General features: G+C 53.2%; 21 protein-coding genes. 16 read left to right on the top strand and 5 right to left on the bottom strand.

The features are described 5' to 3' along the window. Positions 1–921 carry an agmatinase gene (speB, locus tag QLG08_RS13145; RefSeq protein WP_013027079.1) on the bottom strand — a complete coding sequence of 307 codons (921 nt, stop codon included), beginning with the start codon at positions 919–921 and terminating at the stop codon, positions 1–3. Between the two features lie 159 nt (positions 922–1,080). Beyond that, positions 1,081–3,060, bottom strand: coding sequence for a biosynthetic arginine decarboxylase (gene speA / locus QLG08_RS13140; protein ID WP_014594507.1), 1,980 nt, complete (start codon positions 3,058–3,060; stop codon positions 1,081–1,083). An 803-nt stretch (positions 3,061–3,863) separates the two neighbouring features. On the opposite strand from speA, the gene metK reads away from it, so the two are divergent. From metK to ruvX, 9 genes are all read left to right on the top strand, one after another. Beyond that, entirely contained in the window at positions 3,864–5,015 is a 1,152-nt protein-coding gene (metK, locus tag QLG08_RS13135) for a methionine adenosyltransferase (RefSeq protein ID WP_013027081.1), read from the top strand. Between the two features lie 485 nt (positions 5,016–5,500). Further along, complete coding sequence (locus QLG08_RS13130) at positions 5,501–6,892, top strand: sugar porter family MFS transporter (protein WP_014594508.1); 1,392 nt, start codon at positions 5,501–5,503, stop codon at positions 6,890–6,892. A 245-nt stretch (positions 6,893–7,137) separates the two neighbouring features. Further along, positions 7,138–9,072 (top strand): methyl-accepting chemotaxis protein, encoded by a 1,935-nt coding sequence (locus QLG08_RS13125; protein WP_013027083.1) that lies wholly within the window; start codon positions 7,138–7,140, stop codon positions 9,070–9,072. 105 nt (positions 9,073–9,177) lie between these two features. Continuing rightward, on the top strand, positions 9,178–9,690 hold the full coding sequence (locus QLG08_RS13120; RefSeq protein WP_042677525.1) for a SprT family zinc-dependent metalloprotease: 513 nt from the start codon (positions 9,178–9,180) through the stop codon (positions 9,688–9,690). Positions 9,691–9,765: 75 nt separating this feature from the next. Further along, entirely contained in the window at positions 9,766–10,473 is a 708-nt protein-coding gene (endA, locus tag QLG08_RS13115) for a deoxyribonuclease I (RefSeq protein WP_250331167.1), read from the top strand. 73 nt (positions 10,474–10,546) lie between these two features. Further along, positions 10,547–11,278, top strand: a complete 732-nt coding sequence (gene rsmE, locus QLG08_RS13110; protein ID WP_014594512.1) for a 16S rRNA (uracil(1498)-N(3))-methyltransferase — start codon at positions 10,547–10,549, stop codon at positions 11,276–11,278. 115 nt (positions 11,279–11,393) lie between these two features. Then, positions 11,394–12,338 (top strand): glutathione synthase, encoded by a 945-nt coding sequence (gene gshB / locus QLG08_RS13105; protein WP_013027087.1) that lies wholly within the window; start codon positions 11,394–11,396, stop codon positions 12,336–12,338. An 85-nt stretch (positions 12,339–12,423) separates the two neighbouring features. Next, positions 12,424–12,987 (top strand): YqgE/AlgH family protein, encoded by a 564-nt coding sequence (locus QLG08_RS13100; protein ID WP_019104764.1) that lies wholly within the window; start codon positions 12,424–12,426, stop codon positions 12,985–12,987. Then, complete coding sequence (gene ruvX / locus QLG08_RS13095; RefSeq protein ID WP_013027089.1) at positions 12,987–13,403, top strand: Holliday junction resolvase RuvX; 417 nt, start codon at positions 12,987–12,989, stop codon at positions 13,401–13,403. Before QLG08_RS13100 ends, ruvX begins: the two co-directional genes overlap by 1 nt. Here the strand turns inward: ruvX and QLG08_RS13090 are convergent. Next, on the bottom strand, positions 13,400–14,395 hold the full coding sequence (locus tag QLG08_RS13090) for a type IV pilus twitching motility protein PilT (protein ID WP_282472967.1): 996 nt from the start codon (positions 14,393–14,395) through the stop codon (positions 13,400–13,402). The two genes, ruvX and QLG08_RS13090, sit on opposite strands and share 4 nt — an antisense overlap. A 15-nt stretch (positions 14,396–14,410) precedes the next feature. Here QLG08_RS13090 and QLG08_RS13085 point away from each other — a divergent pair, with 15 nt between their 5' ends. From QLG08_RS13085 to hemW, 4 genes are read left to right on the top strand one after another with little or no spacing between them, the layout of a single operon-like run. Beyond that, complete coding sequence (locus QLG08_RS13085) at positions 14,411–15,118, top strand: YggS family pyridoxal phosphate-dependent enzyme (RefSeq protein WP_013027091.1); 708 nt, start codon at positions 14,411–14,413, stop codon at positions 15,116–15,118. Positions 15,119–15,130: 12 nt separating this feature from the next. Then, a complete protein-coding gene (locus QLG08_RS13080; RefSeq protein ID WP_014594515.1) occupies positions 15,131–15,685 on the top strand; it encodes a YggT family protein in 555 nt (184 codons plus the stop codon). 21 nt (positions 15,686–15,706) lie between these two features. Continuing rightward, entirely contained in the window at positions 15,707–16,300 is a 594-nt protein-coding gene (locus tag QLG08_RS13075) for an XTP/dITP diphosphatase (protein WP_042677522.1), read from the top strand. Continuing rightward, positions 16,293–17,432 (top strand): radical SAM family heme chaperone HemW, encoded by a 1,140-nt coding sequence (gene hemW / locus QLG08_RS13070; protein WP_210453919.1) that lies wholly within the window; start codon positions 16,293–16,295, stop codon positions 17,430–17,432. The genes QLG08_RS13075 and hemW overlap by 8 nt, the downstream gene beginning before the upstream one ends. 52 nt (positions 17,433–17,484) lie before the next feature. On the opposite strand, the gene QLG08_RS13065 is transcribed toward hemW, so the two are convergent. Continuing rightward, the gene (locus tag QLG08_RS13065) at positions 17,485–18,219 is read right to left on the bottom strand and encodes a GntR family transcriptional regulator (RefSeq protein WP_041458028.1); all 735 of its coding nucleotides are present in this window, start codon (positions 18,217–18,219) and stop codon (positions 17,485–17,487) included. Between the two features lie 466 nt (positions 18,220–18,685). Between QLG08_RS13065 and QLG08_RS13060 the strand changes: the two genes are divergently transcribed. Genes QLG08_RS13060 through QLG08_RS13050 form a run of 3 tightly spaced genes read left to right on the top strand, consistent with a single transcriptional unit; the run spans position 18,686 to position 20,863 of the window. After that, entirely contained in the window at positions 18,686–19,147 is a 462-nt protein-coding gene (locus QLG08_RS13060; RefSeq protein WP_238492923.1) for a PTS sugar transporter subunit IIA, read from the top strand. Positions 19,148–19,172: 25 nt separating this feature from the next. Beyond that, positions 19,173–19,442, top strand: coding sequence for a PTS sugar transporter subunit IIB (locus QLG08_RS13055; protein ID WP_013027097.1), 270 nt, complete (start codon positions 19,173–19,175; stop codon positions 19,440–19,442). A gap of 44 nt (positions 19,443–19,486) precedes the next feature. Continuing rightward, positions 19,487–20,863, top strand: a complete 1,377-nt coding sequence (locus tag QLG08_RS13050; protein ID WP_013027099.1) for a PTS ascorbate transporter subunit IIC — start codon at positions 19,487–19,489, stop codon at positions 20,861–20,863. A 129-nt stretch (positions 20,864–20,992) separates the two neighbouring features. Here QLG08_RS13050 and QLG08_RS13045 read toward each other — a convergent pair whose 3' ends face one another. Continuing rightward, positions 20,993–21,709 carry a DUF2884 domain-containing protein gene (locus QLG08_RS13045; protein WP_238492924.1) on the bottom strand — a complete coding sequence of 239 codons (717 nt, stop codon included), beginning with the start codon at positions 21,707–21,709 and terminating at the stop codon, positions 20,993–20,995. Positions 21,710–21,731: the final 22 nt, after the last annotated feature.

The following is a 21,731-nucleotide window of genomic DNA, read 5'->3' as shown; positions in this document are numbered from 1 at the left end:
TCAGCCTTTATTCGCTGCCTGAACGTGCAACATGTCCAGCGCCAGCGTAGCGGCGGCAAGTGCCGTCAGATCGGCGTGATCGTAACCCGGCGCGACTTCCACCAGATCCATCCCCACGATATTCATGCCCTGTAAACCACGAATCAGTTTAGTGGCTTTATCTGTGGTTAAACCGCCAATGACCGGCGTACCGGTGCCCGGCGCATGCGCAGGATCCAGACAGTCGATATCAAATGTCAGATAAACCGGCAGGTCGCCGACGGTGCGCTTAATTTCCGCCAGAAGATCGTCCACGCTGCGGTCGTTAACCTGAGCAGCATCCAGCACGTTAAAGCCCAGGCTTTTGTCGAATTCGGTACGAATACCGATTTGCACCGAGTGCTGAGGATCGATGAGCCCCTCTTTCGGTGCGGTAAAGAACATGGTGCCATGGTCAAACGTTGGACCATTAGAGTAGGTATCGGTATGGGCGTCAAAGTGTACCAGCGCCATTTTACCAAAGTGCTTCGCATGCGCGCGCAGCAGGGGAAGCGTGACGTAGTGATCGCCACCAAAGGTCATCATGCGTTTGCCGTTCGCCAGCAGTTTCTCTGCGTGGGCCTGCAGCTTGTCAGACAGATCCTGTGAATCACCAAAGGCGTAAACCAGATCGCCGCAGTCCACCACGTTCAGGCGCTGACGCAGGTCAAACTCCCACGGCCAGCGGCAGCCTTCCCAGGCGAGATTGGTCGAAATCTGGCGGATAGCGCCTGGGCCAAGACGGCTGCCCGGACGGCCTGAGGTCGCGGCGTCAAAGGGCACCCCGGTGATCACCCACTCTGCGTCGCTGTCGTAAGGCTGGAAATTAACCGGAAAACGCATAAAACCAAAGGCGTTAGAAACCAGTGAATTGTCGTACTGATTGCCGAGGGTATTGTACATAAGTCGTCCTCTGTCTGTGCATGAGGCGGGCCTGGGCCGCGCACCATGAAGGTTGAGATAAAAAAAATCCCCTCCGCGTCGTTAGGCCCGACGAGGAAGGGATGGGTTGCTGCCGATTATCAACAATGTCCCGACCCGCTGCAAGCGCTTCGCGGGGCTTTATTCGTCTTCTAAATAGGTGTAGCCATACAGACCACTTTCGAACTCCTGCAGGAACTGCTCACGCAGTTCGTCATCCAGTTCAGAGGTCTGAATCTGCTTACGGAACAGCGTCATCAGTTCGTTCGGATCGAGCTGAACATACTGCAGCATGTCGGCCACGGTATCGCCCTCATCCGACAGCTGAACCTCCACCTCGCCATTCTGGAAGGCAAACACGTCAACCGCTTCGGTGTCACCAAACAGGTTATGCATGTTACCCAGGATTTCCTGATAGGCGCCGACCATAAAGAAGCCGAGCATCGGTGGGTTGTCCACGTCGTACTCCGGCATCGGCATGGTTGTGGCAATACCGTCACCATCAACATAGTGATCGATGGTACCGTCAGAGTCACAGGTGATGTCCAGCAGCACGGCACGACGTTCCGGCTTTTTATTCAGGCCTTCCAGCGGCAGCACAGGGAACAGCTGATCGATGCCCCATGCATCCGGCATGGACTGGAACAGCGAGAAGTTAACGTAGATCTTGTCCGCCATGCGCTCCTGCAACTCGTCGATGATCGGACGGTGCGCGCGGTTGCTGGGATCAAGATGCTGCTGAATGTAGTGACAGATGCTCAGATAAAGCTGTTCTGCCCAGGCGCGCTGTTTCAGGCTGTAGGTTCCGGATGAGTAGCCTGTATGGATATCAAACAGGTCCATCTGGCTGTCGTGCAGCCATTCACGCAGCGAACGACGCGTGTCCGGCTCGTGCATCTCCTGCCAGGTTTCCCACATGCTCAGGATAGGACGCGGGGCATCCTCAATCTCTGGCGCTTCTGGCTTACTGAATTCGTTACGCTCAACGCCGATGATGTTAGATACCAGCACCGTGTGGTGAGCCGTGACTGCGCGGCCGGATTCGGTAATCACCGTTGGGTGCTCAAGTCCATGCTCGTCACAGGCTGCGCCAATTCCCCAGATCACGTTATTGGCATATTCATTCAGCCCGTAATTGACCGAACAGTCGGACTGCGAACGGGTACCTTCATAGTCAACGCCGAGGCCGCCGCCAACGTCAAAGCACTTAATGTTGACGCCGAGTTTTGCCAGTTCCACATAGAAGCGCGCAGACTCACGCACCCCGGTCGCGATATCGCGAATGTTAGACATCTGCGATCCCAAATGGAAATGCAGCAGCTGCAGGCTGTCGATTCGGCCCGCTTCACGCATGATTTCAACCAGCTTGAGCACCTGCGTTGCTGACAGGCCAAATTTAGATTTTTCGCCGCCGCTCGACTGCCACTTACCAGACCCCTGCGAAGCGAGACGTGCACGAATGCCCAGACGCGGTACCACATTCAGGCGCTCGGCTTCTTCCAGCACCATGCGCACTTCAGTCATCTTCTCCAGAACCAGATAAACCTTGTGCCCTATCTTCTCGCCAATCAGCGCCAGACGAATATATTCACGATCTTTGTAACCATTACATACAATAACCGAACGGGTCTGACCGGCATGGGCCAGTACCGCCATCAGTTCGGCTTTTGAACCGGCTTCCAGACCCAGCGGTTCGCCAGAATTGACCAGGGATTCGATGACGCGCTTATGCTGGTTCACCTTGATGGGATACACCAGGAAGTAATCACCGGTGTAACCGTAAGACTCACGTGCGCGTTTAAAAGCAGCGTTTATTGAGCGCAGGCGATGCTGAAGAATCTGAGGGAAACAGAACAGCGCGGGCAGGCGTTGGCCCTGGGCCTCGCGTTCCTTAACCAGCTTAGCCAGATCGACACGCACATCCGGACGATCCGGATCGGGGCAGACGCTAATATGACCCAGTTCATTGACGTCATAGTAGTTATTGCCCCACCAGGCAATGTTGTAGGTCCGCAGCATCAGGCTGGCGTCCTGATCGTTCATCGCCACCTCCTGCATTGAGCGGAGTGCACCTTGTTCGCCAGCTGACGAACCCTTGATATTCTTCATGCCGTCAGACATCGCGAACCTCAATTTTCCGTTGAAAGATAATAATGTAAACCGACTTGAAGGTCGGGAGTCTGGAAATTCGTTGCCACATATTACGTCATGCTCTGTCTGCGTTGCGAACCTGCACGATGCATCACTGTAGTGTTAAGTGTAAAACACTCAGCCGCGTCAGGTACAAAAGGGCCGCGAATAATTCACGACGCTCACCGCCTGGACGATATAAACCGCTATCGCGTCAGAGGTTAACCAGCGCTTGTGTCGGGATAATTACCGAAACCAATAAAATGTCGGCAGAAGAGAAATAAGGACGGGAAACAGGATAACGCCAGCGCCGTACCAGCACGCGAAAAGGCCGGGAGAGAGAAGATAAGGCTCATTACTCGTATCACCTCCGCACATGTCCTGGACATGTGGAAAACCACCAGGGTGAAAGCCAGACAGCTGTCTGACGGGCGCGACGCGGTAAGCGCGTCATCCTTCTTTCTGCTGAGAACGCAGCGGCGTTTTATACATTTTGCGCCTAAAAAAAGCAAAGAGATTATTTGCTTAAAGCACGCGCTGTCAGCAGGATTTTCCACTGCTGCGCGTAAAGTTAACAGTGCAACATCAAAAAGGGCTGGTAATTCGCTCACCGCGTAACCTAAAATAGACGTCCAGATGGTTTTCCATCTAAACAGGTTAATATCCAGGCGGAGTTGGCCTGCGTGCTGACACTACCTGACTGCTCACGGCTTTGCCTTAAGGGGCGTTAAGTCAGCTAATACTCACTTGCGCTATGCAGTCGAATTCAAACCATTGGTAAGGTAAAGAACATAATGGCTAAACATCTTTTTACATCCGAGTCCGTATCCGAAGGACATCCTGATAAAATCGCCGACCAGATTTCTGATGCTGTGCTTGATGCGATCCTGGAACAGGATCCCAAAGCGCGCGTGGCCTGCGAAACGTACGTTAAAACCGGTATGGTTCTGGTTGGCGGTGAGATCACCACCAGCGCCTGGGTTGATATTGAAGAAATCACTCGTAATACCGTACGTGAAATCGGCTATGTTCATTCCGATATGGGCTTTGATGCCAACTCCTGCGCAGTATTAAGCGCTATTGGCAAACAGTCTCAGGATATCAACCAGGGCGTTGACCGCAGCGATCCGCTGGAACAGGGTGCGGGCGATCAGGGTTTGATGTTTGGCTATGCGACAAACGAAACCGACGTTCTGATGCCAGCCCCGGTGACCTATGCGCACCGTCTGGTTCAGCGTCAGGCCGAAGTGCGTAAGAACGGCACGCTGCCATGGCTGCGTCCGGATGCCAAAAGCCAGGTGACCTTCCAGTACGACGACGGCAAAATCGTCGGTATTGATGCGGTCGTTCTGTCAACTCAGCACAGCGAAGCGATCTCACAAAAAGATCTGCAGGAAGCGGTGATGGAAGAAATCATCAAGCCCGTCCTGCCTGCCGAGTGGCTGAGCGCATCCACCAAATATCACATCAACCCAACGGGCCGTTTTGTTATCGGTGGCCCAATGGGTGACTGTGGCCTGACCGGTCGCAAAATCATTGTTGATACCTACGGCGGTATGGCACGTCACGGCGGTGGCGCCTTCTCAGGCAAAGACCCGTCAAAAGTTGACCGTTCAGCCGCCTATGCCGCCCGCTATGTTGCAAAAAACATCGTGGCAGCGGGTCTGGCCGATCGTTGTGAGATCCAGGTTTCCTACGCCATCGGTGTTGCCGAGCCGACCTCCATCATGGTCGAGACCTTTGGCACTGAGAAAGTGTCTACTGAACAGCTGACCTTACTGGTGCGCGAGTTCTTCGATCTGCGTCCTTACGGCCTGATTCAGATGCTGGATCTGCTGCATCCGATCTATAAAGAAACCGCTGCCTATGGCCACTTTGGTCGCGAACATTTCCCTTGGGAAAAAACTGACAAAGCAGAACAGTTGCGTGAGGCTGCGGGCCTGTAAGCCTGTAAGCCTGTAAGCCTGTAAGCCTGTAAGCCTGTAAGCCTGTAAGCCTGAAAACGTCTCAAAAAGTCCTGCCTCGCGGCGGGGCTTTTTTTTTCTTTTATTCCTCTCGGGCCTTCAGTTTCCCCCACCTGCACATTTTTTTAACTCAGCTACACTTTCTCTCAGCCTGTGCTCAGCTAATGTGTTAACGCTTACAATTTGAAACGCTTTAGATATCGGCTATTTAGGAATTTATCGCCGTAGTTATTCTTCCTAAAATGCGTTATTTTCAGCGTCATCTGATAGGCGTTAAACAGGGCATTGTCAGAAACTTCGAGGGTGCTATACCTCACTGGTTACTTGACCTTTCTGGGTTATAAATGCTGGATTTCAGGGTTTCAGCAAGTGTAAGCGATTACATCAATGTGATCGGGCTCACTTTTTGCCCAGATAAGGTTTTTTAACATCGATAACAACAATGATGGATAATTTTGGAGGCAACCATGCCTGGCAATTCACATAAAAGCAGAACCTCAAATAAGGCAATGACCTTATTTGTCTGCTTTCTGGCAGCCCTTGCAGGCCTGCTGTTTGGGTTGGATATCGGCGTTATCGCCGGTGCACTGCCCTTTATCGCGAAGGACTTTAACGTTACGGCACACCAACAGGAGTGGATTGTCAGCTCAATGATGTTCGGGGCGGCCATCGGTGCTATCGGCAGCGGCTGGATGTCATCGCGTCTGGGGCGTAAAAAAAGCCTGATGGCTGGTGCGATCCTGTTTGTTATTGGCTCACTGTGGTCAGCCATGGCACCTAACCCAGAAATGCTGATCAGCGCACGCGTGCTGTTAGGCCTGGCGGTCGGTATCGCCTCTTACACTGCGCCGCTCTATCTTTCTGAGATTGCGCCTGAAAAAATCCGCGGCAGTATGATCTCGCTTTATCAGTTGATGATTACCATCGGTATTCTGGGTGCGTACCTTTCCGATACCGCGTTCAGCTTCACAGGTAACTGGCGCTGGATGCTGGGCGTGATCACCATTCCTGCCCTGCTGCTGCTGATCGGCGTGTTCTTTCTGCCAAACAGCCCACGCTGGCTGGCGGCGAAAGGAAACTTCCGTGATGCGCAACGCGTACTGGATCGCCTGCGTGATACCAGTGAGCAGGCGAAGCGCGAGCTGGATGAGATCCGTGAAAGCCTGAAGATCAAACAGTCAGGCTGGGGATTATTTACCAGTAGCAGCCACTTCCGTCGTGCGGTGTACCTGGGCATTCTGCTGCAGGTGATGCAACAGTTTACCGGCATGAACGTCATCATGTATTACGCACCGAAAATTTTTGAGATTGCGGGTTTTGCGAATACCACCCAGCAGATGTGGGGAACGGTGATTGTCGGCCTGGTTAACGTACTGGCAACCTTTATTGCTATCGGTCTGGTGGATCGCTGGGGCCGTAAGCCTACCTTGATTCTGGGCTTCCTGGTGATGGCAGCCGGTATGGGCGTTCTTGGCACCATGCTGCACATGGGCATTCATTCACAAGGTGCGCAGTACTTTGCCATTGGCATGCTGCTGATGTTTATCGTGGGCTTTGCCATGTCAGCCGGTCCGCTGATCTGGGTTCTGTGTTCTGAAATTCAGCCTCTGAAAGGACGCGATTTCGGTATCACTGTTTCAACCACGACTAACTGGATCGCCAACATGATTGTCGGCGCAACCTTCCTGACCATGCTGAATACGCTGGGCAATGCGCCGACCTTCTGGGTCTACGGCCTGCTCAACGTCTTCTTCATCGTCCTGACGGTGATGTTGATTCCCGAAACCAAAAACGTTTCGCTGGAGCACATTGAACGTAACCTGATGGCAGGTAAAAAGCTGCGCGATATCGGTCAGTAAGCCCTCCTCAGTATGTCCCCTAGAGCCAGTCAAGGTAAGCTGACTGGCTTTTTTCTTGCCGCTTTCCCCACAACTGACAACGAAAAATATCCTACCGTTTCAACGCCCAGACCTTGCCGTTACTGGCTTACACCTCCCCGCTTCGCTTTTCTTTCATTAAAGTCGAAAAAATATACGCCGATAAATTACCTGACGTTTTCATTATAAAAAGCTTTTTTCAGACTTCGCGTTGACCAGGAAATAGCATGAACAATACCAGCCCTAAAAAGACGATGAGCACCCGTGCTCAGATGCTGCTGGCAGGCGGAATGACGATCGTCGTGGGGTTTACTGCGACCATCGGATTACTCAGTTGGCAGTCCTCGAAAGAACAAAAATCTCTTGCCGCTAACTACCTGCAGCAAATTGCTGCTAGTCACGCCGGGCAAATTCAGCAGGAACTGACGCATGCATTGGATGCCGCTCAAAACCTGGGGCAAAGCCTTGCTGCCCTGCCTGCAGCAGGGATAAATGATCGTAAAGTTGCCGACAAGCTGATGGAATATGCATTGAATAAAAACCCTGACTTTGTGTCGATGACCGTAGTGTTTGAACCCGATGCCTTTGATGGCCGTGACAGTGCCTTTGTCGGCCCGCAGGGAACGCCACCGGGTGGTCGCTATGCCTGGTATGTTGACCGGGACAAAGACGGGCGCTACAAAATGAATCCGGCACTGGACTTTCTGCAGCCGGGGGCCGGTAATTACTATTTACTGCCGAAAGAAACGCAAAAGGACACCCTGATTGAGCCTTACAGCTTCGCTTATGATGGCGCAAAACCAGAGTGGTTAACCTCGGTGGCTACCCCTGTTATGGTCAATGACAAACTGAAGCTGGTTGTCAGTTCCGATATCCTGCTTTCCGCCATCCAGAAAAAAGTAAACCAGATCAAACCCTGGCACGAAACCGGCTACGCGCTGCTGCTTTCGAACAGCGGCAACGTGATTTCCTCCCCCAATGCAGGTGAAGCCGGCAAAAAATGGCAGGGAAACAGCAACAGCTACCGTACGGCAGTGACAGAACAGTACGATCCCGTACTGAAAGAAAATGCCATGTACACCTGGTACCCGATAAGCGTGGGCAACAACACGAAACCCTGGTATGTAGGGATTGTGGCACCCGTCAGCCAGGTAATGGCGGCGGCTGACAAGCAGCTTTACTGGGCTATTGCGCTGATGATTGTCAGTATCCTTTCCGTGGGGGCCGTGCTGGGTCTGTTATTCAACCGTAAAGTGATGCGTCATCTTGGCGGTGAACCCGAAGAGGCGGCGCGCATTGCGCTGGCCGTTGCTGAAGGTCAGTTAAACAATGGCATTCAGGTTGCGCCAGGCGACAGCAGCAGCCTGTTTTATGCCCTCAACACCATGCAGACACAGTTGCAGAGCATTGTGGGACAAATCAAAGACGCCAGCACCTCGGTCCAGCAGGGAGCGGGCGAAATTGCCGGTGCAAACCTCAACCTCGCCTCACGCACCGAGGAACAGGCTGCGGCACTGGAAGAAACTGCCGCGAGCATGGAGCAGATTAGTGCAGCTATCCGCATGAACGCGGATAATGCACAGCAGGCAACGAGCCTGACTGAAAATGCCACACGCATCGCCAGCCGGGGGGAAACCCTGGTCGATCAGGTGGTCACTACCATGGCGCAGATTGATGAAAGTTCAAAGAAAATCGGTGATATCACCACGCTGATTAACAGCATCGCGTTTCAGACCAACATTCTGGCACTTAATGCTGCTGTTGAAGCTGCACGCGCAGGCGAACAGGGGCGCGGCTTTGCGGTCGTAGCCGCCGAAGTCCGGAATCTCGCGCAGCGGACAACCAGCGCCGTGAAAGATATTTCCGCCCTGATTGAGGAATCAGTTGTTCGGGTTGAAAATGGCGTTGTGCTAGTCAACGATGCAGGCAAAACCATGCATGAGATGACAAATGCCGTTTCATCAGTGCAGCGCATCATTGGTGAAATCGTTGCTGCATCCGATGAGCAAGCCCGCGGTATTGCGCAGGTGACCATCGCGGTCAATGAAATGGATGGCACGACCCAGCAAAACGCTGCGCTGGTTCAGCAGATGTCAGCGGCGTCAAGCTCACTTGAGGATCAGGCGCAGCAACTTGCTCAGACAATAAGGCAGTTCCATTAAAATAATGTCATGTCTGCCCGTCGGGTTCGGCGGGTACGACTTTTTTGCAGGACCGATATTGCTGTTGAGTTGAGTTCCACGCCGCTGCCGCTTATGCTGAGCGCCATGAAAACATCCCGTCTTCCCATTGCCCTACAACAAGCCGTTATGCGCGCCCTGCGTAGTGGGCTCGAACGGGCAAATGAAAAGCTCGAACAACATTATCCCGAACCCAGGCTGGTTTATCAGCAGCGCGGCACGGCTGCCGGAACGGCCTGGCTGGAAAAATGGGAAATCCGCCTGAATCCTGTCCTGCTGATGGAAAATCAGCAGGCCTTCATTGATGAGGTCGTTCCCCATGAGCTGGCCCATTTGCTGGTGTGGAAAACCTTCGGCCGCGTTGCACCGCATGGCAAAGAGTGGAAATGGATGATGGAGACTGTGCTGGGCGTGCCGGCGCGGCGCACCCATCAGTTTGAGGTCGAGTCGGTGCGCAGCCGCACCTTTGCTTATCGCTGCCAGTGTCAACAGCACCAGCTTACCGTGAGGCGCCATAATCGTGTCGTTCGCGGCGAAAGCGAGTACCGCTGCGTTCACTGCGGTAGCTTATTGAAAGCCGAGGTTTTTCCCCTTTCCTGAGCGGATTCTCATTCCGCCTGAGCAGGCATTCTGTTACCCTGCCGCCCTTTTAAGGACCAGGGGTAAAACTGGAACATGTCTCGCAAATTTCTCATCACGACTGCACTGTTACTCGCGTCTTTTAACAGCCAGGCCCTAAACCTCAACAACTATCATCAAAATAATTTTCAACAGGCAAAAGCCTACGCCGCAGAGATTAATGACGATGCGCCCGGCAGCTTTTACTGTGGCTGTAAAATTACCTGGCACGGCAAAAAGGGGGAGCCTGATCTGAACAGCTGTGGCTACCAGCCGCGCAAAAATGCCCGCCGCGCCGCACGTATCGAGTGGGAACACGTGATGCCCGCCTGGGAGTTCGGCCATCAACGTCAGTGCTGGCAGAACGGCGGCCGCAAAAATTGCAGCAAAGATGCCGACTATCGCCGTATCGAAACCGACCTGCATAATCTGCAGCCGGCAATCGGTGAAGTGAATGGCGATCGCGGTAACTATGCCTACAGTCAGTGGAACGGTACGGATAAACAGTACGGTCAGTGCAGCATGCAGATTGATTTTAAAAACAAGCAGGCGCAGCCGCCCGAACGGGCCCGTGGCGCGATCGCCCGGACTTACTTCTATATGCGCGACCAGTATCATCTGCGTCTGTCACGTCAGCAAACGCAGTTATTTACAGCCTGGAACAAGCTCTATCCGGTCAGCAAATGGGAATGCGAGCGCGACCAGCGCATCGCTCGCGTACAGGGGAATCATAATCCTTATGTGCTTGAGGCTTGCACGCGTTAAAATCCCTGCCCTAAACTAACTGTTTCACAGCCCCGCCGCGTCAACCTCGCGGCGTTTAGCTCTCAGGGACATTATGCGCATACCTCGCATTTATCACTCACAGCCTGTTCATGTTGGCAGTGAAATCACGCTTGATGAAGACGCGTCCGGTCATGTTGGTCGCGTGCTGCGTATGACCAGCGGACAGCATGTAGAACTCTTTGATGGCAGTAATCTGACTTTCGCTGCAGAAATCACGCATGTTGATAAAAAACGTGTAAAAGTATCCATCACGGCAAGTCAGGAAGACGATCGCGAGTCGCCCCTCCATCTGCATCTCGGTCAGGTCATGTCTCGCGGCGAAAAAATGGAATTTACCATCCAGAAATCAATCGAACTGGGCGTTAATGTTATTACGCCGCTGTTTTCTGAACGCTGTGGTGTCAAACTGGATGCCGAACGCCTGGCAAAAAAAATTCAGCAGTGGCAAAAGATTGCTGTTGCCGCCTGCGAGCAGTGTGGTCGTAACCGGGTACCCGAAATCCGTCCGGCCATGGCACTGGAAGCCTGGTGCAGTGAAGCGGAAAGTGGGTTAAAACTGAACCTGCACCCGCGCGCCAGCCACAGCATCAACACATTGCCTCAGCCGGTTGAGCGCGTTCGCCTGCTGATTGGTCCGGAAGGCGGGCTTTCAGCTGACGAAATTGCCATGACGGCGCAGCACGGTTTTACCGATATTCTGCTTGGCCCACGGGTTTTACGTACCGAAACAACGGCCCTGACTGCCATTACGGCACTTCAGGTGAGGTTTGGTGACCTGGGTTAAGCGATACTTTTAGCTCCACTGGGACGCCTGTAATCAACATCGCGTTCTGACTGCTCAGCCCCTTTTTGCCCGAACGAAACGAGACGGTAACCGCCGCCTCCTTCAGGAGATAATAATGATCAAGCTTGGCATCGTGATGGACCCAATCTCATCCATCAACATTAAAAAAGACTCCAGCTTTGCAATGCTGCTGGAAGCACAGCGCCGGGGTTACGAAATCCACTACATGGAGATGAACGATCTCTCCCTGCGCGGTGGTGTGGCTTACGCCCGCACTCGCCTGCTTAGCGTGGAACAGAATGCCGAAAGTTGGTATCAGTTTGGCAGTGAGCAGCAGATTAAACTGGCCGATCTCAACGTCGTATTGATGCGTAAAGACCCGCCGTTTGACACCGAGTTTATCTACTGTACCTACATCCTGGAACGGGCTGAAGAGCAGGGCACGCTGATCGTCAACAAGCCGCAAAGCCTGCGCGACTGTAACGAAAAACTGTATACCGCCTGGTTTGCTGAATTCACGCCGGACACCCTGGTCACGCGTTCTAAGCAACAGCTGCGGGCGTTCTGGCAAGAGCATGGCGACGTCATCATGAAACCGCTGGACGGCATGGGCGGCGCCTCTATTTTCCGAGTGAAGCAGGACGATCCGAATTTCGGCGTTATCGCTGAAACCCTGACTGAACATGAAAGCCGTTACTGCATGGCGCAAAACTACCTGCCAGCTATCAAAGACGGTGATAAGCGCGTGCTGGTGGTGGATGGCGAACCGGTTCCTTATTGTCTGGCGCGTATTCCCCAGGGGGGAGAAACCCGCGGAAACCTGGCGGCTGGCGGACGCGGTGAAGCGCGCCCGCTGAGCGAAAGTGACTGGGAAATCGCCCGCCGCGTCGGTCCAACACTGAAGGCCAAAGGCCTGATTTTTGTGGGCCTCGACATTATTGGTGATAGACTGACTGAAGTTAACGTGACCAGCCCAACATGCATTCGTGAAATTGAGGCCGCCTTCCCTGTCTCCATCACCGGTATGCTGATGGACGCCATTGAGAAGCGCCTGAGCTGAGCATAACGCTGGGGCCATGCTCCGTGATCAACCCAACACCGGTGCAGCAATCACGCACCGGTTATCTTTGGTAAAGCATGTGAGAATGAATTTACAGCATCACTTTTTAATTGCCATGCCATCGTTGCAAGATCCCTTTTTTAAACGTTCTGTCGTCTACGTTTGTGAGCATAACGAAGAAGGGGCAATGGGGCTGATTATCAATAAGCCGATGGAAAACCTGACGGTTGAAGGCATTCTGAAAAAGCTCAAGATCGCCGAAGATAACCGCGATCCGGCTATCAATCTTGATAAGCCGGTGTTCAGCGGTGGTCCGCTGGCGGAAGATCGGGGCTTTATCCTGCACTCGGCACAGCGCACCTTTACTTCCAGCATTCGGGTGTCAGACAACACCGTGATTACCACCTCACGTGACGTGCTGGAAGCGATCGGTACAGCCTCACAGCCCGATCATGTGCTGGTCGCGCTGGGTTATTGTGCCTGGGAAAAAGACCAGCTTGAAAATGAGCTGATGGAGAACGCCTGGCTGACCACACCGGCTAACAGCAATATTTTGTTCCAGACGCCCATCGCCGAGCGCTGGCGTGAAGCCGCGCGCAGTATGGGCATTGATATTCACAACATGGCCAGCGATGCAGGTCACGCCTGATGAATACACAAACGTTGTTAGGTTTTGACTTCGGCACCAAAAGCATCGGCGTTGCGGTTGGTCAGCAGCTGACGGGCAGCGCCCGTCCGTTAAGCGCGATTAAGGCGCAGGACGGGACGCCAGACTGGCTGCAAATTGAAAAGCTGCTTAAAGAGTGGCAGCCCGACTTTGTTGTGGTGGGTTTGCCACTGAACATGGACGGCACCGAGCAACCTTTAACAGCCCGCGCCCGTAAGTTTGCGAATCGCCTGCATGGCCGTTTTGGTATTCGCGTTGAGCTACAGGATGAGCGCCTCAGCACCGTTGAAGCGCGCGCTGGTTTGTTTGAACGGGGTGGCTATCGTGCCCTGAATAAAGGTTCAGTCGATTCCCAGTCAGCGGCGATTATCCTGCAGGACTGGTTTGAAACCCATTAATGAATCACCCCTTCGGCCTGACGGGCTAACCGACTCTGCTCAAAGGTTTGCATTCCGGCCTGCGCGCCGGTTTGCAAAATAGCGGGAATCTGATGCATTTTGCCTTCCCGAATCAGATTGACCACCGCGCTGGTGGCAATCAGCACTTCAAACAGCCCCACGCGTGTCTCATCTGTGGCTGAAACTAGCTGCTGCGCAATAACGGCTTTCAGACTGCCCGCCAGCTGGGTGCGTATCAGCGCCTTTTCATCTGCAGGGAACACATCCACCAGCCGATCCACCGCCTGGACCGCGCCGCGCGTATGCAACGTCGCCAGCACCAGATGTCCGGTTTCTGCCGCGGTTAATGCCTGGCGAATGGTATCGCTGTCGCGTAATTCTCCCAGCATAATCACATCGGGATCTTCGCGTAAGGCCGCTTTCAGGCCCAGACTAAACGAGCGGCAATGCAGCCCCACTTCGCGCTGTTGAATCAGGGACTGCTGGCTGTGATGAATAAACTCAATGGGATCTTCCAGCGTGAGAATATGACGGGCCTGCTGCCGGTTGATGGCATCGACCATGGCGGCGAGCGTGGCGGATTTACCGCTACCGGTCGCGCCGGTAATCAAAATCAGCCCGTCCTGTTTGTTCAGCAAGGTGGGCACAACCTGCGGAAGGCGTAAATCCGCAAGCGAAGGACAGCGGCTGGCAATAATACGCAGCGCCAGAGACAGCCCGTTGCGCTGCATAAACAGGTTCGCGCGTAGGCGCTGCCCGTTAACCAGTGTTAAGGCGAAATCCAACTGCCCTTCTCGCTTCAGCACCTGCTGCTGTTCGCTGTCCAGCCATGACGAGGTAAATCTCGCCATCCAGTCGGATGGCAGGATGGGCTGGCCGGGCAGCGTTTCAAGCCCGCCCTGACGGCGCCAGTACGGCGAATGTCCGTTACAAAGGTGCAGATCGGCGGCGTTATGCTTTACACTAAGCTCCACTAATTCATCCAAATCCATTTTGATCTCCAGACTATGACTTCAATCCAGCACAACTTACAGCAAGTCCGTCAGCGAATCGCTGCTGCTGCAACCCGTTGCGGCCGGTCGCCAGAAGAAATTACGCTACTTGCAGTGAGCAAAACAAAGCCTGCGAGCGCGGTCGAAGAAGCCGCAGCGGCGGGACAGATCGATTTTGGTGAGAATTACGTTCAGGAAGGGGTTGAAAAGATTCAGTCACTGACCTCACATCCTGCCTTAACCTGGCACTTCATTGGCCCGCTGCAGTCCAATAAAAGCCGCCTGGTCGCTGAACACTTTGCCTGGTGTCATACGGTCGATCGTCAGAAGATCGCACAGCGTCTTAACGATCAGCGGCCTGAACATCTGCCGCCGCTCAATGTCTTAATCCAGGTAAATATCAGTGATGAAAACAGCAAATCTGGCATCATGCTGGAGGCAGTTGCCGGACTGGCTCAGGACATCCTGACGATGCCGCGTTTGCGTTTGCGCGGGCTGATGGCGATTCCGGCACCCGAAGAAGATTATCAGCGACAGCTGGCGGTATGCCAGCAAATGGCTGATGCTTTTGACCAGCTTAAACAGCAGTATAGCGACGTTGATACGCTTTCCCTTGGGATGAGCGATGACATGGAGGCGGCAATTGCCGCTGGCAGTACGATGGTGCGCATTGGCACCGCCATTTTTGGCGCGCGAGATTACACACAACCTTCACAACAATAATTGAGGAACTTCATGTTAACAATGACGTTTTTAGTAAAAACGCTAATCGATCTCTACGTCATGGTGCTGCTGCTGCGCATCTGGATGCAGTGGTCACGTTGTGATTTTTATAACCCGCTTGCGCAGTTTGTCGTGAAGATTACCCAGCCGATTGTAAAACCCCTGCGTCGTATCCTTCCGGCTCTGGGTCCGATTGATACGGCCTCCCTGCTGTTGGCCTTTGTGCTGACAACGCTTAAATATCCCCTTCTGCTGCTGATTCAGGTCGGCGTGTTCTCTGTCGATCCCACGAATTTGCTGGTTGGCCTGCTGTCGCTGTTGAAATCTGCAGGTTATCTGGTGTTCTGGGTCATTATCATTCGCTCCCTGATGAGCTGGATCAGTCAGGGCCGCGGCCCGATGGACTATGTGCTGATTCAGTTGACCGAGCCGTTAATGGCGCCGATTCGTCGTATTCTTCCTGCCATGGGCGGCATCGACTTCTCAGCCATGATCGTGATTCTGGTGCTGTATGCCCTGAATTTCCTTGGCATGGATCTGTTCCCGGGTCTCTGGTATTTGCTGTAAATGAATCAAACTGGAACTGTTATGCAAAAAGTTGTTCTTGCCACCGGCAATCCCGGCAAAGTACGTGAACTGGCGGATCTGCTCGCTGACTTTGGTCTGGATGTCGTGGCGCAAACCGAACTTGGCGTGGAATCCGCCGAGGAAACCGGCCTGACCTTTATTGAAAATGCCATCCTGAAAGCGCGCCATGCCGCGCAGTTGACCGGCCTGCCGGCTATCGCAGATGACTCTGGCCTGGCCGTGAATGCGCTGGGTGGCGCGCCCGGGATTTACTCAGCCCGCTATGCTGGTGAAGACGCCAGCGACCAGCAGAATCTGGAAAAGCTGCTTCAGGCTCTGGAAAACACGCCTGACGGACAACGTCAGGCGCAGTTTCACTGCGTGCTGGTTTATCTACGTCATGCTGCCGACCCAACGCCGCTGGTCTTCCACGGTGCCTGGGAAGGGGAAATTACCCGAACGGCAGCCGGTGAAGGTGGCTTTGGTTACGATCCGGTGTTCTGGGTTCCGGCACTGGGTAAAACTGCAGCCGAACTGACTAAGGCAGAGAAAGGAAAAGTCTCTCATCGTGGTAAAGCATTGACGCTGTTACTGGAAGCGATGCGTAATGCCTGATTTACCGCCTCTGAGTTTGTACATCCACATTCCCTGGTGTGTACAGAAATGCCCCTACTGCGATTTTAATTCTCACGCATTAAAGGATGAGGTGCCGCACGTTGAGTATGTGCAGCACCTGCTGCGCGATCTTGAACACGACCTGCCGCTGATTCAGGGTCGTGAGGTTCGCACGATCTTTATCGGCGGCGGGACGCCAAGCCTGTTAAGCAGCAGCGCCATGCAGATGTTGATGGATGGCGTACGCGAGCGGCTGACGCTGACAGCCGATGCTGAAGTCACGATGGAAGCCAATCCGGGCACGGTGGAAGCGGATCGTTTCAGCGCCTATCAACGCGCCGGTATTAACCGAATCTCGATTGGTGTCCAGAGCTTCAGCCCGCAGAAACTGGAACGTCTGGGCCGTATCCACGGACCGGAAGAAGCGAAGCGTGCCGCAGCACTGGCACAGGGTTTAGGGCTGCGCAGCTTCAACCTTGACCTGATGCACGGCCTGCCCGATCAGTCGCTGGCCGAGGCGCTGGATGATTTGCGCCTGGCGATTGCGCTCAACCCGCCGCATCTCTCCTGGTATCAGTTGACGATTGAGCCCAATACGCTGTTTGGCTCTCGCCCGCCAACCCTGCCGGATGATGATGCGCTATGGGATATTTTTGAGCAGGGCCACCAGTTGCTGACTGCGGCAGGTTATGAGCAATACGAAACCTCGGCCTATGCTAAACCGGGCTACCGCTGTGAGCACAACCTGAACTACTGGCGCTTTGGCGATTATCTGGGCATTGGTTGTGGTGCGCATGGCAAACTGACTCAGCCAGATGGCCGTATTGTCCGTACCGTAAAAGTGCGCCATCCGCGTGGCTTTATGAAGGGCAATTATCTCGATAAGCAGTACGACGTTGCAGACGAGGATAAGCCTTTTGAGTTCTTCATGAACCGTTTTCGTCTGCTGGAGGCCGCGCCGCGTGCAGACTTTAGCCGCTATACCGGGCTGCATGAAACGCTGATTCGCCCACAGCTCGACGAGGCCATTGCCGCAGGTTACATCACTGAATCGCCGGAACACTGGCAGATTACAGAGAAAGGGAAACTGTTTCTGAACTCGTTGCTGGAGCTGTTTTTAGCGGAAGCCTAGAGCATTCTGGCCCGGAAGCATCACTAAAGCGACCGGGCCGTTTGCGCGAACATCAACCGCGTTCGGTATTCTGTCTCAGTTGTAACAGCTTCGTATTTATAATGGCGATGTTGACCTCACAGGGCATACCATCATCCAGATAGACGGTTTCGTTGATCTCCAGCGCCGCCTCATTCGCATTAAAATTCAATAGTCTGAGCTGCTCACCATCGGTAACATTGATGGCATTCAGTTGCTGATCGCGACGCTGAATTTTCTTGCCGGTGATCTGTTCAATGTACGAATATTTTGAGATCTCCAGTCGTCCAAACTCCATGCTGCTAAACAGGCTGACAGGCAGGTGGATATATTCCAGCGCAACGGGGATGTCATCAAAACACATCAGACGAACAATTTTGTAAATCTGGTCACTGTTCTTGATGCGTAAAGCCTGCGCCATATCCGGCCCGGGCACTTTAATGATGCTGGCAGTCAGCACCTTTCTGACCGCTTTATGCCCTTTTTTGTGTGCCTGATAATCAAACGGGGAAAGCACATGAAACCGGCCTGAGTGATTACTCTTGCCGATGGACCCCACGAACAGCCCGGAGCCTTTCACCCGATAAATACGCTGTTGCTCAATAAGAATGCGGGTGGCTTCCCGCACCGTCGCCCGGGTAATACCAATGTTCTTAGCAATCGCGATTTCCGTGTCCAGCTTATCGCCCGGCAGCAGTCCATCCTGCATGATCTTTGTCAGGATATAGTCGACTACCTCTTTTTGCTTCTCTGTAATGCCATCGAACATCAGCATATTCCCGAATAGTGTGCCCGTGCCTGCGGTGCCCTACAGCAAACCCTGCAGGCCCGGTTTTCGTCACGACGTGCCCGTGAGCAAAGATCCAGATGTGATCCAGCTAACGATTTTGCACTCAAACCCCACGCGCCCCGCCAGAAATGATTCTTGCATATTGTATCTGTACAGGTCGAGGTGCATCATCAAGATGACTAGACAGCTTGAACATGTCTATACGTACAAGCCGGTTTTTGCAACAGCAATTTGTCAGAACTGACGAGTGCAACTTAAATTAATACCTTGTTTTAGAGTAAGTTAATGTCATTTACGTTTACCCCTCAGCCGTGAGTAGTTTTGTCAGATGAAATAAAAAAGGCAAAGCCGCAGGGATAAACAGAGAAAGATGACTGTACAGCTTGATGAATTCTGGAAGCCAGCTGGCTGACTTTTTTGCCTAACCTTTTATCCAGGACATTGTATGCCGAATCTGACCCAATGGCTGAATGCTGAAAAAATTCAATATATTGAGCGCGTATCCGACTGGAAAGCCGCGATTCAGGTCGCGGGCGATCCTCTTCTTAGTGAGGGGGCGATTTCACAGGATTACATTGACACCATCATCCGCCTCAAACAGGAAACCGGTCCCTACTTCGTTATTGCGCCGCGCATTGCCATGCCGCATGCCCGCCCTGAGCAGGGTGCCAAAAAGTTGGGATTATCCGTAGTCAAGCTGGCTAACCCGGTCACCTTTGATGCAGGAGAGAATGATCCTGTCGATATCCTTTTTATGTTCTCCGCCCCTGACAGCAACAGCCACATTGAGATGATCTCCCAGCTGGCTGAGGTGCTTACCGATGACGACGTGATGGAACGCGTTTATCAGGCACAAAGCCAACACGCACTCTGTGCCCTGTTGTTAGCAGACAGCATATCCCTTTAACTCGTTAAAATTAAAAGAGGTTTTTATGAAAATTATGGCAGTTTGTGGTTCAGGCCTGGGAAGCAGCTTCATGATGGAAATGAACATCAAAAAAGTGCTTAAAGCGATGGATATGACGGCAGACGTTGAACACGCCGATCTCGGTTCGGTCACGCCAGACGTAGCGGATGTGTTCGTGATGGCAAAAGACATCGCCTACAGCGCTAACCTGCCACCGGAAAAAGTCATCATTATCAATAACATTATCGACCTGAAGGAAGTTGAGCAGAAAATTCGCGACTACTTCAATAAATAACCCTGTCACCCACTTAAAAAAGAACACTTACCGCTGAGGTTATTATGTTTATACAAAACCTTTTACTGGTAGTTGTCGACGTGCTGAAGGTCCCCTCTATTCTGGTCGGGCTGGTCGCCATGTTCGGTCTGATAGCGCAACGTAAACCGCTGCCGGATGTGATAAAGGGTACGGTAAAAACCATCCTGGGTTTTTTAGTACTGGCAGGCGGTGCCACTGTGTTAGTGGGATCGCTGACGCCGCTGGGGGATATTTTCAAACACGCGTTCAACGTCCAGGGCATTATTCCCAATAACGAGGCGATGGTTTCTATCGCCCTGGCGAAGTATGGTGCGCCCACGACGCTGATTATGGCCTTCGGCATGGTGGCCAATATTACCGTCGCCCGCTTTACGCGTCTGAAATATATCTACCTCTCTGGTCATGTCACTTTTTATATGGCCTGCATGATCGCGATTATTCTTTCGGTGGCGGGTTTCGAGGGCGTGCAGCTTATTTATACCGGCTCGCTGACGCTGGGCATGTTAATGGCCTTTTTCCCGGCACTGGCACAGCCCTACATGCGTAAAATCATTGGGCACGATCAGGTCGCGCTGGCGCACACCGGTACGGTTGGCTATGTCCTGTCGGGCTGGATAGGTTCTTTGGTGGGCAAAGGTTCTAAATCCACCGAAGAGATGAACATGCCAAAAAACCTGAGTTTTTTGCGTGACAGCACCATCTCTATTTCCCTGACGATGATGGTCATCTATTTTATTTTGTCCATTTCGGCAGGCAGAGAATACGTGGAGAGTCAGTTCAGCCACGGGCAAAACTATCTGGTGTACTCCTTTGTGCAGGCCATTACCTTCGCTGCCGGTGTTTTTATTATCCTCCAGGGCGTGCGTTTGATTCTGGCCGAAATTGTGCCGGCGTTTACCGGGTTTTCAGAGAAGTTGGTGCCAAGCGCGCGTCCGGCACTCGACTGCCCGATTGTGTTCCCCTATGCGCCTAACGCCGTTCTGGTCGGTTTTATTTCCAGCTTTATCGGCGGCCTGGTCGGGCTGTTTATTCTGGGACAGCTGCACTGGATATTAATTCTGCCTGGCGTGGTACCGCACTTTTTCTGCGGCGCAACCGCAGGCGTTTTTGGTAATGCTACCGGCGGGAAACGCGGGGCCATGTTAGGTGCCTTTGCCCACGGTATTCTGATTACCTTCCTCCCGGTCGCCTTATTGCCTGTTCTGGGCGCCATCGGCCTGACGAATACCACCTTCTCAGACACCGATTTCGGCGTCACGGGGATTCTGTTGGGGAATATGGCCAGATTCCTTGATAAAGGGACCATTACCATGGTGATCACTGGAATTTTTGCCCTGCTGGTTATCTATAACTATGTCGCCCGTAGCAAAACGGTCGTCAAAGAGGCCAACAACGATTGACAGGCATCAGGGGCTGACTCCAGCCCCTTTTTTCAACAACGTGCTAAAGCAGAAAAACGCCAGCCCGTGGCGGCGTGACGTTCAGGATGAAAGGCAGACGACCAGGCGGCGCAGGCCGTCTGAAAAGTACTATTTCAGCGAACCGACCAGGGCTTTACGGTCATTCTCAAGCGTAATCACCCGGTTACAAACCGCTTTGCCAAACTGCTGGAAATCGGCTTCCTGATTGTTCCACTCGCTCTGAATGGCGTTTTGCAGGCCGCCAAGATTGCCCATCAAGCCCTGCAAACCGCTACCGCCACCGTTGGACATCGCCTTGCTGCCCATCTCATTGATGCTGTCCTGCAGAATACCGCCCATCGCCTGATTAACCAGTTGTTGACCATCGGCACGCACCTGATCGATCGCCTGATGATGGAAGGTTAAACCATCGCTGCGATGCTCAATAATACGGTTCATCTGGGTTTTTAACTGCGTATTCAGCGTAGCCAGTCGGCTATGTAACCGGCTGGATTCGCCAACCTGCTGAGTAATGATGTTATCCAGCGCGGCACGCCCTTTCTCCAGACGGGATGTTGCTCCGTTATCGATCCAGGGAAGATCGCGGCGTAAGGCATTTTGATAATCAATCGCCTCCTGACGGTTAGCGGCGTTCAGGGCCATCTTCTGACCGTTGAACTGCACATCCCCTAGCGTCGATATCTGCAGATTGCCATTTGCGCCCACCACCTGCACGCTTTGTGGCGTAATCACAACATCATCCTGCGGTTTGACACTGCACTCCCAGGCAGCCTGGGCCTGCGTTGCCGCCAGTAAAAGGCCGGCGACCAGCGCGTTACGAATCATACAATCTCCCTGTCTGGGTGTG

Origin of the sequence: Pantoea sp. V106_11 (genome assembly GCF_029967885.1) — a bacterium.
Lineage (GTDB): Bacteria > Pseudomonadota > Gammaproteobacteria > Enterobacterales > Enterobacteriaceae > Pantoea > Pantoea ananatis.
Note: the sequence above shows the minus strand (reverse complement) of the source record. Positions and strands in the feature narration are given on the sequence as shown.